This window comes from Pseudomonas sp. FBCC-B1667, assembly GCF_059133255.1.
Window position 1 is genome coordinate 1608486 of the sequence record NZ_CP101437.1, and the last position, 11570, is coordinate 1620055.

At 60.1% G+C, this 11570-nt stretch carries 12 protein-coding genes; 9 read left to right on the top strand and 3 right to left on the bottom strand.

From position 1 onward, the window contains the following. Positions 1-50: 50 nt before the first annotated feature. Positions 51-641, top strand: coding sequence for a YceI family protein (locus NL116_RS07085; RefSeq protein ID WP_494376567.1), 591 nt, complete (start codon positions 51-53; stop codon positions 639-641). A 2-nt stretch (positions 642-643) separates the two neighbouring features. Beyond that, a complete protein-coding gene (locus tag NL116_RS07090) occupies positions 644-1801 on the top strand; it encodes a phospholipase D-like domain-containing protein (protein ID WP_494376568.1) in 1158 nt (385 codons plus the stop codon). 89 nt (positions 1802-1890) lie between these two features. On the opposite strand, the gene bglX is transcribed toward NL116_RS07090, so the two are convergent. Beyond that, positions 1891-4182 (bottom strand): beta-glucosidase BglX, encoded by a 2292-nt coding sequence (bglX, locus tag NL116_RS07095; protein ID WP_494376569.1) that lies wholly within the window; start codon positions 4180-4182, stop codon positions 1891-1893. Between the two features lie 235 nt (positions 4183-4417). On the opposite strand from bglX, the gene NL116_RS07100 reads away from it, so the two are divergent. The 4 genes from NL116_RS07100 (at position 4418) to NL116_RS07115 (ending at position 7868) form a co-directional block, all read left to right on the top strand. Further along, complete coding sequence (locus NL116_RS07100; protein WP_494376570.1) at positions 4418-5026, top strand: LemA family protein; 609 nt, start codon at positions 4418-4420, stop codon at positions 5024-5026. Positions 5027-5060: 34 nt separating this feature from the next. After that, the gene (locus NL116_RS07105) at positions 5061-5816 is read left to right on the top strand and encodes a TPM domain-containing protein (RefSeq protein ID WP_494376571.1); all 756 of its coding nucleotides are present in this window, start codon (positions 5061-5063) and stop codon (positions 5814-5816) included. Between the two features lie 28 nt (positions 5817-5844). Then, entirely contained in the window at positions 5845-6462 is a 618-nt protein-coding gene (locus NL116_RS07110; protein ID WP_123433816.1) for a TPM domain-containing protein, read from the top strand. Between the two features lie 191 nt (positions 6463-6653). Beyond that, positions 6654-7868, top strand: coding sequence for a class I SAM-dependent methyltransferase (locus NL116_RS07115; RefSeq protein ID WP_494376572.1), 1215 nt, complete (start codon positions 6654-6656; stop codon positions 7866-7868). Here the strand turns inward: NL116_RS07115 and NL116_RS07120 are convergent. After that, positions 7819-8751 (bottom strand): DMT family transporter, encoded by a 933-nt coding sequence (locus NL116_RS07120; RefSeq protein WP_494376573.1) that lies wholly within the window; start codon positions 8749-8751, stop codon positions 7819-7821. The genes NL116_RS07115 and NL116_RS07120 overlap by 50 nt on opposite strands. A 209-nt stretch (positions 8752-8960) precedes the next feature. On the opposite strand from NL116_RS07120, the gene NL116_RS07125 reads away from it, so the two are divergent. The 3 genes from NL116_RS07125 (at position 8961) to NL116_RS07135 (ending at position 10373) form a co-directional block, all read left to right on the top strand. After that, entirely contained in the window at positions 8961-9542 is a 582-nt protein-coding gene (locus NL116_RS07125) for a DJ-1/PfpI family protein (protein ID WP_494376574.1), read from the top strand. Positions 9543-9557: 15 nt separating this feature from the next. Further along, a complete protein-coding gene (locus tag NL116_RS07130; protein WP_494376575.1) occupies positions 9558-9878 on the top strand; it encodes a ribbon-helix-helix domain-containing protein in 321 nt (106 codons plus the stop codon). A gap of 150 nt (positions 9879-10028) precedes the next feature. Next, the gene (locus tag NL116_RS07135; protein WP_494376576.1) at positions 10029-10373 is read left to right on the top strand and encodes a YegP family protein; all 345 of its coding nucleotides are present in this window, start codon (positions 10029-10031) and stop codon (positions 10371-10373) included. 76 nt (positions 10374-10449) lie between these two features. Here the strand turns inward: NL116_RS07135 and NL116_RS07140 are convergent, their stop codons facing one another. Next, complete coding sequence (locus NL116_RS07140) at positions 10450-11469, bottom strand: DUF4917 family protein (protein ID WP_494376577.1); 1020 nt, start codon at positions 11467-11469, stop codon at positions 10450-10452. Between the last annotated feature and the right edge of the window lie 101 nt (positions 11470-11570).

Consider the following 11570-nt stretch of genomic DNA (forward strand, 5'->3'; position numbering starts at 1 on the left):
TGCTCACGGGCGGTTAAGGTTCGTGCAGGTTTATCCGCACATGAGTCTCTATGTTCAACCGCTCCCTCTGCAAAACCCTCGCGTTCCTGCTACTGGCCGGTGCCTGCCTGTCGGCCCGCGCCGATTGGTACCTGGACGGCGAGTCCTCGCGCCTGTCGTTCATCAGCACCAAAAACGCCAACCTCTCCGAAGTGCAGCGCTTTCTGGTGTTGCACGGCAAGGTCGACGCCACGGGCCTGGCCGAGGTGGAAGTCGAGCTGGAGTCGGTGAACAGTGGCATCCCGCTGCGCGATGAACGCATGCGCAAGGAGTTGTTCGAGATCCAGACTTATCCTGAAGCGTTGATTACTGCGCAGATTGATCTGCGTCCGATCAACGACCTCGCGCCCGGCGCGCAGTTGGAGTTGCGCTTGCCGCTGACCGTCAACCTGCATGGCAAGCAACATCAATACAACGCCGAACTGCTGGCGACGCGTCTCGACGATCGACGCTTTCAAGTGGTAACGCTGGAGCCGTTGGTGATCAATGCCGAAGATTTTGGTCTGGCCCCCGGGCTGGAAGCGTTGCGCAAGGTCGCCGATCTGTCGGCCATCAGTCTGTCGGTACCGGTGGGTGCGGTACTGATTTTCACGGCGCGCTGAGCATGGCCGGCGCAATCTTTCCCTGGCGTGAAGGCAACAGTTTTGAACTGCTGATCGACGGTCCGCAGTTTTTCCCTCGGATGCTGGTCGCGATTGCTCGCGCCGAGGAACAGGTCGAACTGGAGCTGTATCTGGTGGAGGCGGGCGCCTGCGCCGAGGCCATGGTGCAAGCCCTGGTGTCGGCAGCCGAGCGCGGTGTGCGCGTGCGCTGCCTGTTCGATGACTATGGCAGCCTGGCGTTCACCCTGACGCTGCGTCAACGCCTGACGGCGGCCGGGGTCGAACTGCGTTTCTACAATCGCCTGAGCTGGCGGCGTTGGGTTGGCAATTTCTACCGCGATCACCGCAAGCTGTTGCTGGTGGACCAAAGCCTGGCGGTGGTCGGAGGCACGGGCGTCACCGATGAGTTCTGGACGCCAGGTGAAGACACCAGCGAATGGCACGAGGTGATGGTGGAGATCACCGGGCCTTTGGTCATTGACTGGCAGTTGCTGTTCGACCGCCAATGGATCGCCAACCGCCATCGACGCGCCTGGAAACCGGCTTCGCATTTCGGCTTGCCACGCCTGCCGCGAGTGCCGCCGATGGGTGAAGGCATGGGCCGGGTCGCCTATGCCGACGCCCGTCAGCACCGTGACATTCTGCAATCGCTGGTCCGCGCGTTGAACAGCGGTCAGCAACGTATCTGGCTGGCGACGCCATACTTCCTGCCGACCTGGAAAGTCCGCCGCTCGTTGCGCCGGGCCGCCGGTCGAGGTGTGGACGTGCGCCTGTTGTTGACCGGCCCGCGCACCGATCACCCGTCGGTGCGCTACGCCGGGCATCGCTACTACCCGCGACTGCTCAAGGCCGGGGTGAAAATCTTCGAGTATCAGCCGTGTTTCCTGCACCTGAAAATGGTCCTGATCGATGACTGGGTGAGCATTGGCTCGTGCAATTTCGACCATTGGAATTTGCGCTTCAACCTGGAAGCCAACCTTGAAGCACTGGACCCAGGGCTGACGCTGGCCGTGGCGGGGAGTTTCGAAAGGGATTTTGCGCAGAGCCAGGAAGTCAGCCTCGAAGAATGGCAACGCCGGCCATTGTGGAAGCGGGTCAAGCAACGGATCTGGGGCTGGGTGGATCGGCTGGTGGTGAACCTGCTGGATCGTAGGGGCTGATCCCTATCTTGAGAACACCCTAAACCTAATGTGGGAGCGGGCTTACTCGCGAAGGCCGCTCCCACAGTTGTATTGCGGTGTTTCGGGTATTACAGCAATTCAAAGCTCTGCTGCGTCACGTCCTGGGAATCCAGGCCGATCTGCACGTTGAACTTGCCTGGCTCGGCTGCGAACTTGAGCTGGGTGTTGTAGAACTTCAGGTCGTCCTCGGTGATGGTGAAGTGCACGACTTTCTGTTCGCCGGCCTTGAGCATGACTTTCTGGAAGTTCTTCAGTTCCTTGAGCGGCCGGATCATCGAGCCGGTCACGTCCTGGATGTACAACTGCACCACGGTTTCGCCGTCGCGCTTGCCGGTATTTTTCAGCGTGACGCTGGCGTCGAGCTTGCCGGTCTTGTTCAGTGTGGTCGACGACAGGGCCATGTCGCTCAGGCTGAAATCGGTGTAGCTCAGACCGAAACCAAACGGGAACAGGGGACCTGTGGTGTCATCGAAATACTGCGAGGTGTAGTTGCCCGGTTTGCCCGGCGTGAACGGCCGACCAATGCTCAGGTGGTTGTAGTAGGTCGGAATCTGACCCACCGAGCGCGGGAAGGTGATCGGCAGTTTGCCCGACGGGTTGTAGTCGCCGAACAGTACGTCAGCAATGGCGTTACCGCCTTCTGTGCCGCTGAACCAGGTCTCCAGGATCGCGTCAGCCTGCTCTTTCTCTTCGAGGATCGACAGCGGACGGCCGTTCATCAATACCAGCACCAGCGGTTTGCCGGTGGCTTTCAGGGCCTTGATCAGATCGCGCTGATTGGCCGGGATGTTGATGTCGGTGCGGCTCGACGATTCGTGGGACATGCCACGGGACTCGCCCACCGCTGCCACCACCACGTCGGCATCCTTGGCGGCTTTCACCGCTTCGTCGATCAGCACTTGCGCCGAACGCGGGTCATCCACCACTTCCGGTGCGTCGAAGTTGAGGAAGTTCAGGTAATCCAGGACCTTCTTGTCGCTGGTGATGTTGGCGCCACGGGCGTAGATCAGCGTGGCCTTGTCGGCGACGGCGGCGTTCATGCCGTCGAACAGGGTCACCGATTGCGCCGGTTTACCGGCGGCTGCCCAGCTGCCCATCATGTCGATTGGTGCCTTCGCCAGTGGGCCGACCAACGCGATTTTCGCGGTTTTCTTCAGCGGCAGGGTTTCGTTCCGGTTCTTCAGCAACACCAGGCTGCGACGCGCGACGTCACGGGCCTCGGGGCGGTGCAAGCGGCTGTCGGCGTAGGTGTCGGCCGGATCATCTTCAGCCTTGCCGATGCGCAGGTACGGGTCCTTGAACAGGCCCATGTCGTACTTGGCGCCGAGCACTTCACGCACGGCGTTGTCGATGTCACTTTGCTGAATTTCGCCCGCTTTCAACAGCCCTGGCAGTTCTTTACCGTACAGGGTGTCGTTCATGCTCATGTCGATGCCGGCCTTGATCGCCAGCTTCGCGGCTTCGCGACCGTCAGCGGCGACGCCGTGTTTGATCAGCTCGAAAATCGCCCCGTGGTCGCTGACTGCCAGGCCTTTGAAGCCCCATTCTTTGCGCAACAGGTCGTTCATCAGCCAGGTGTTGGCGGTGGCCGGCACGCCGTTGATCGAGTTCAGTGCCACCATCACCCCGCCGGCACCGGCGTCAATCGCCGCGCGGTACGGTGGCAGGTAGTCCTGGTACATCTTGACCGGGCTCATGTCGACCACGTTGTAGTCGCGACCGCCCTCGACCGCGCCGTACAAGGCGAAGTGCTTGACGCTGGCCATGATGCTGTCGGCCGCGTTGGCGCCGGAGCCCTGGAAGGCGCGGACCATCACGCCGGCAATGCGCGACACGAGGTAGGTGTCTTCACCGAAACCTTCGGACGTGCGGCCCCAGCGCGGGTCGCGGGAGATGTCGACCATCGGCGCGAAGGTGATGTCGAGGCTGTCCGCCGCGGCTTCCTTGGCGGCGATGCGCCCGGACAGGCCAATGGCGTTCATGTCCCAGCTTGAGGCCAGGGCAATCGGGATCGGGAAAATGGTGCGGTGGCCGTGAATCACGTCATAGGCAAAGAACATCGGGATCTTCAACCGGCTGCGCATGGCCGCGTCCTGCATCGGACGGTTTTCCGGGCGGGTGATCGAGTTGAACGTGCCGCCGATGTTGCCAGCGGCGATTTCCTTGCGGATCAGCTCGCGTGGCATTTCCGGGCCGATGCTGATCAGGCGCAATTGGCCGATCTTTTCATCGAGGGTCATCTGCTTCATCAGGTTGGTGATGAAGGCGTCCTTGTTCTCCAGGGGTGCGGGGGTCGTGGCGGCCAATACGTTATGACTGGCCAGGCTGACGAACAGGCCCAGCAAACACAGCTTCTTCATGAATAGTTTTCTCAAAAGCCTAAACGGCAGTGAATACGCGCCGATCAGCCAAAAGTTAGGGAGCGACTATTGTTGTTCAGGTAAATGCAGCACACTTCTGCGTGTTTTTTGTGCAGGGGCATCTTTTAGCCCATTGGCTCGCTGCAATCCAGTGGCGGCGGCAGATTATGCCCCAAGTGCCCGGTCAGAAGGGTGTGATAGGTTTTTCAACGGAATGTGCCAGGGAGTGACCCAGATGAATGCAAGACACCACTATCGCTCAAGCTTGCAGGTGGCAGCCTTGATGCTGTTGACCACCGTGCTCGCGGGCTGCGGCATCAACACGATTCCGACCCTCGACGAGCAGGCCAAAGCCGCGTGGGGCCAGGTGCAGAACCAGTACCAGCGCCGCGCCGACTTGATCCCCAACCTGGTGGAAACCGTCAAAGGCTATGCCAAGCACGAAGAAGAAACCCTGACCGCGGTGGTCGAAGCACGGGCCAAGGCAACTTCCATCCAGGTGGATGCCAAGACCCTGGATAACCCGGAAAAACTCAAACAGTTCCAGCAGGCTCAGGATCAACTGACCGGTGCCTTGAGTCGTTTGATGGTGGTGTCCGAGCGTTATCCGGACCTCAAGGCCAATCAGAACTTCCTCGCCTTGCAGTCACAACTTGAAGGCACCGAGAACCGCATTGCCGTGGCGCGTCGGGACTTCATCCTCGCCGTGCAGAAATACAACACGGAAATTCGCACCTTTCCCGGTCGCTTGTGGCACACCGTGATGTACAGCGACTTGCCGATCCGCGAAACCTTCGAGGCGACCACGCCGGATGCCGATAAGGCGCCTCAGGTAAAGTTCTGACCGGCTAAAAGCATCACCACGGATGAGGTTGCCAATGCGCGTGTTGAAAGTGGGGCTGATGTTGTTGCTCTGGGTGTATGCCCTGACGGCGCAGGCCGAGTTGAAGTTTCCGCCGCTGACCGGGCGGGTGGTCGACAACGCCCAAATGATCGAGCCGTCGGTGCGCGAGCAACTGACGCAGCAACTTCAGGCCCATGAAACCGCCACCGGCGAGCAGTTGGTGGTGGTGACGTTGCCGGACTTGCAAGGCACCGACATTGCGGACTTCGGCTACCAACTGGGGCGTGCCTGGGGCATTGGCCAGAAAGATAAAAATAACGGCGCGCTGCTGATCGTGGCGCGCGATGAACGTAAATTGCGCATCGAAGTCGGGTATGGCCTCGAAGACCGCCTGACCGATGCGCAAAGTTCGGTAATCATCAATCAGGTGATCACCCCGGCATTCAAGGCAGGCAACTTTAGCAAAGGCATCAGCGACGGGGTCGCGGCGATGCTGGTGGTGTTGGGCGGCAACCCGCTGGATGAACCCTCGACGGTCTACGAACCGCGAGGCGATGAGGACAGCGACTTCGTGGCGCGCCATCCCGGGGTCTTCGTGTTCCTGGTGATGCTGTTCATCCTGACGATTTTCGTCTTGCAGATTCTTGGACTTCTGCCCGCCGGTCGAGGGGGTTCGGGTGGTTCCAGCGGTGGTTTCGGCGGCGGTGGATTTGGTGGCGGCGGTGGAGGCGGCGGATTCAGCGGCGGCGGGGGCAGTTTCGGGGGCGGCGGTTCGTCGGGCGGCTGGTGATAACAATAATGAGCAGGCACTTTTCAACATGGCATTACTGACTGAACACGAACAACGCAAAGTCGCCGAGGCGATTGCCCGGGTCGAGCGCGACACCGACGCCGAACTGGTGACCGTGCTCGCGGCCCGTGCCGATGACTACGCGTACATCCCGCTGCTGTGGGCCAGCCTGCTGGCGCTGATGGTGCCGGGGATCGTGCATTACCTCAGCGGCTGGCTGACTTTGCACAGTCTGCTGCTGGTGCAATGGATCAGCTTTATTGTGCTGTGCCTGGTGTTCCGCCTGCCGAAAGTCACGACCCATCTGGTTCCGCGTTCAGTGCGGCACTGGCGCGCCTCGAACCTGGCGCGCCGGCAATTCCTGGAGCAAAACCTGCACCACACGGTCGGCAGCACCGGGATGCTGATTTTTGTCTGCGAGGCTGAGCGCTATGTGGAGATCCTGGTGGATGAAGGGATTTCCAAACGGCTGGACAACAAGAACTGGGATGCGATTGTGGCGGCGTTCACCCAACAGGTGAAGCAGGGCCAGACGTTGCAAGGGTTTGTGACGTGCATCGAGGCGTGTGGCGAGTTGCTCAAAGTGCATGTGCCGGTGACGCAGGTGCGCAATGAACTGCCGAATCGGTTGGTGGTTTTAGGCTAATTGCATCGATCGAATTCATACACCCGTTGTAGCAACTGAGCTCTTGTGGCGAGGGGGCTTGCCCCCTCGCCACACGAACCTATTTGCCCCAGCAATCCAGCCGTTCGGTAAATAACTGCGTGTCCCGAACGGCCATCCCCCCTAAAATACCCTTCATTCCCCGATTCGCTCCGCCCGAGGCCGTTTTGCTCATGTCCGTCACCGCCACTCCCGCCAGCCTCGCGCCGGATCACCACGCCCAGTTCATCGACCTGCTGCAAACCAGCCTCGACGCCAATGCCTTCATCAAACTGGTGCTGGCCAAGTACGTCGGCACCGAAATGGATTTGCAGCGCTTGATCATCAAGCAGCTGACGGTCAAGGATCAGCCTTGCCTGTCCTTCGTCTACCGCTACAAAACCCGCGACATCACCAAGAACCTGCCGCTGGCCGAAGGCGTCGCGACCATTGCCGCGCTGCTGCCGGCTTCGTTCAAAAATGCGCATTTGCTGTCATTGACTGACGAAGCCCAGCTCGAATACAGCAAAAAGGGCAAATCTTCGCTGTTCAAGAGCAAACCTCAGCAATTGCGTGAAGTGCCGTCCGCCGAGCACAACCGCGAGAAAAACCGCTTCCTCGACCTGAGCCGGCCGTTCCTCGCCGACCTTGGCGTGACCAATAGCAAGCACGAGCTGATCCCGGCGATGTCGCGCAAGTGGAAGCAGATCAACAAGTTCATCGAAGTCTTCAGCCATGCGCTGACCACCTCACCGCTGGCGCTGGACAAGCCGGTGCAGGTGGCGGATTTCGGTTCGGGCAAGGGTTACCTGACGTTCGCCATCCACGACTACCTGCGCAATACCTTGAACGCCGAAGGCGTGGTGACGGGCGTCGAGCTGCGCGAAGAAATGGTCAACCTGTGCAACGCCGCTGCGGCGAAACTCGAGCACCCGGGGCTGGTGTTCAAGTGCGGTGATGTGCGCAGCGTGGCACCGAGCGAGCTGGACGTGATGATCGCGCTGCATGCCTGCGACGTCGCCACCGACTACGCGATCCACACCGGCATCCGCTCCGGCGCGTCGATCATCATGTGCTCGCCGTGCTGCCACAAACAGATCCGCCTGCAAATCCAGAGCCCGGCGCTACTCAAGCCGATGCTGCAATACGGATTGCATTTGGGTCAGCAAGCGGAAATGGTCACCGACAGTTTGCGCGCGTTGTTCCTTGAAGCCTGCGGTTACGAGACCAAGGTGTTCGAGTTCATCTCGCTGGACCACACCAACAAGAACAAGATGATCCTGGCGGTCAAACGCGCCGAGCCGGTGGACCCGGCTCAGCTGTTGGTGAAGATTCAGGAGCTGAAGGATTTCTATCACATCACCGAGCATTGCCTCGAAACCCTACTGCGGGCCGACGGCTACCTCTGATCCCTGTGAGAGCGGGCTTCACAGCGGTCTTACGCCCCAGCATCACCGTCACGATCACCCCGGCAGCAAACAGCCAGGTGATCGGCTCGATGTGTTCACCAAAGAACAACGCCGAAAAAGCAATCGTGAAGAAAATCTGCAACAACTGGATCTGACTGACCCGGGCAATTCCACCCATCGCCAACCCCGCGTACCAGGCAAAAAAACCGATGAACTGCGAAAACAGCGAGACATAACCAAACGCCCACCAAGTCTTCGCCGAAATCTCGCCTTGATGTTGCAGGGCCAAATACACAACCGGTCCGATCAACAGCGGCGTCGACAGCACCAGCGCCCAGCAAATCACCTGCCAGCCGCCCATCTCCTTGGCCAATCGACCGCCCTCGGCGTAGCCCAAACCGCCCACGGCAATCGCCCCAAGCATCAACAAGTCACCAGCCTGAATGCTGCCGGCGCCGCTGATCAGCGCATAACCCAGCACCAATGCACTGCCCAACGCGGCGCAGGCCCAGAAGGCTTTCGACGGTCGTTCATGGGACAACCACGCGGCGTACAGCGCCACGCACAGCGGTTGCAGACCGTTGACCAGGGCACCGTGGGAAGCCGGCAGGGTTTGCATGGCCCACGCTGACAACACCGGAAAACCGAGAATGACCCCGGCGATCACCAGCGTCAGGCCTTTGACCTGTGTCCAGGTCGGCCATTTTTCCCGCCGCCACAGCAACAGCAACGCCGCCGGCACCGCCGCGAACAGCGCCCGGCCCAGGCCATTGAGCAAGGGATGCAGTTCCTGCACGACGATTCGCGTGAAGGGCAGGGTGAGGCTGAAAATCACAACGCCGAGCAGGCCGAGGGCCATGCCTGTGTTTTCGCGCGAGGACATGATGGGTGACCACAATTCAGGGGGAAGGGAAGAGTCTTCATCTAGCCACAAACCGCGTTGGCTGCGCTGTTACAGCTAGGCGCAGAGTTATCCGTACAGTTTGAAGGCCCCATCGCGGTCCATCAGGTAGTAGCTGGTTATTACCCGCCCCTCTGGATAAGGACTACCTTGAATACTCCTGCCAATGTTCCCCCAGAGGAGTCCTCCCCATGGCTGCCAAGAAAATCCTGATGCTGGTCGGCGATTACGTTGAAGACTACGAAGTGATGGTGCCGTTCCAGGCGCTGCTGATGGTCGGTCACACCGTCCACGCCGTGTGCCCGGACAAGTCCGCCGGTCAGACCGTGCGCACGGCGATCCACGACTTCGAAGGCGACCAGACCTACAGCGAAAAACCCGGCCACCTGTTCGCCCTGAACTTCGACTTCGCCCAGGTTGCCGAATCCGACTACGACGCCCTGCTGATCCCCGGTGGCCGTGCGCCAGAATACTTGCGCCTGAACGAAAAAGTCCTGGACCTGGTGCGCGCCTTCGACAAGGCCGGCAAGCCGATTGCTGCGGTGTGTCATGGCGCGCAATTGCTGGCGGCGGCCGGAATCCTCGAAGGTCGCGAGTGCAGCGCTTACCCGGCCTGTGCACCGGAAGTGCGCCTGGCGGGCGGTACGTTCATCGACATCCCGGTGACGCAAGGCCACGTTCAGGGCAATCTGGCCACTGCCCCGGCGTGGCCGGCGCACCCGAACTGGCTTGCTGGTTTCCTTGGGTTGCTGGGCACCAAAATCACGCTGTAAACGAGGGACCTGTCCATGTGCGAGCTCTACGTCAAGGCCGATCCGATCCTCTACGAATCGCGCTCCCGCTCGCTGCGCATCTGCGGGGTGGTCACCACCCTGCGGCTGGAGAATCAGTTCTGGGACATCCTCAGCGAAATCGCCGAAGTCGATGGCATGACCACCAACCATTTGATCGCCAAGCTGTATGAAGAGGTGATGGATTACCGGGGGGAAGTGGTGAATTTTGCGTCGTTCTTGCGGGTGAGTTGCATGCGGTATCTGAGTCAGCGGCGGGTCGCTGTGCCGGAGTTATCGGTGGTTCGGGCGGTGGTGAAGCAGCAAATACCGCGTTGACCCGATCGCGAGCAGGCTCACTCCTACCGGGGATCGCATTTCCATTGTAGGAGTGAGCCTGCTCGCGATGGGGCCGGGAGAGGCGACAGATGTCCGGGACTGGTCTTTACTCTGAAGCGCTAAACCTCTCAATCGCCAAGGAGAAAGAGCATGTCCGGATGGTACGAAGTGAGCAAAAGCAGCAGTGGCCAGTTCAGGTTTGTCCTCAAGGCCGCCAACGCCGAAACCATTCTGACCAGCGAGCTGTACACCACCCGCGCTGCTGCCGACAAAGGCATTGCATCGGTTCAATCCAACAGCCCGCTGGATGAGCGCTACGAGAAAAAGACCACCAAGGATGGCCATCCTTATTTCAACCTCAAGGCCGGTAACCACGAGATTATCGGCAGCAGCGAGTCGTACTCCACCGTTGTCGCGATGGACAAGGGCATTGCCAGTGTGAAGGCCAACGGGCCGACCACGGTGATCAAGGACAAGACCCTGCCGGTGCTCTAAGTCACGCCGCTCCCACATTCAATCGCGGTCCAATGTGGGAGCGGGCTTGCTCGCGAAGGCGTCAGCCGCCTCGCCGCTAAACCTCAACCGGGACAGTAAGCTTCGGATTCCCCAACGCATGCGTCTTCGAATCAAAAAACCGCAGCGCTGAGCCCGTCCCCTCAAACACCTTCGCGTAATGCCGCTTCTGATGCTGGATAAACGCCTTGCTGCGCGGATAAATCGAGATCGCAACCACCGACGGTTTCGCTTGGCGCAACGCATGAACGATATGGCTGTCCTGCTCACCCAACGCATGCCCAAAGACGCACAACCCCTCGCCATGCTCCAACAACTGGTCATAACAGAACGACAGATAATCCGAGCTGCGAATGGTCTTGAGCTTGTCCTGCGCCGGCCCTTCGTTCACGAACAGCGGTACGTCATCCAGGGTCTTGATCGTGTTGTTGATCGCGAAACTGCCGAGCAGCGTGCCCTCGGTCGACATCAGTTTGCGCGCCGTGCCGTCCTGATTGCGCACCAGGTGCAAGCCACCGTGCAGGTACAGCAAACGGGTTTTATCGGTCGCCGTGGCGCTCAGGTCAAAGCCCGGCTCGGCGCCCTGGAACAGGTCGGTGATCGCGTCCGGCTGATGCTGAATCGACCAGTAATTGAGCAAGTCATAGTTGGTGGTAAACACCGTCCGATAGTTGCCCAGCTCTGAGCGGATGGTCGCCAGCGTCGAAGGCACCACCAGTCGCCACGGAATATGCACCGCGTGCACGGTGTTAATCAGCGCTTCCTTGATCGCGTAGTAGCGATTGCGCGGTGCGGCAGAGCTGACGGCCAACGCCTTGTTCACGCGGCTGGTGGTTTTCAGCGCGCTCAGCACCTGTTCGAAGCTGCGCGTCTGCATCGCGTCAAACACGCTCAGCTCGGACTGACTCAGCGGCTTTTCTTCGACAGTGCGTGCATTCTCGAACAGCGAGTCGTAGCCAAAGTCATCCCACACCGCGCGGCTGGCGCCGTTGCCCACCAGCAGACCGCTGAACGAGGCAGTAGCGCGCAAGGCGTTCCAGTCTTCAAGTTGGGCATCAACATCCTGGAAATCGGTCATTGCGGTCAAAGTCTCAAAGCAAAGGGTCTGATGGGCGGCGACTTTATCACGACCAAGCCTTGAGCCAGATCAAGTTACCGCGTGAACGAAGGGTTGATTCT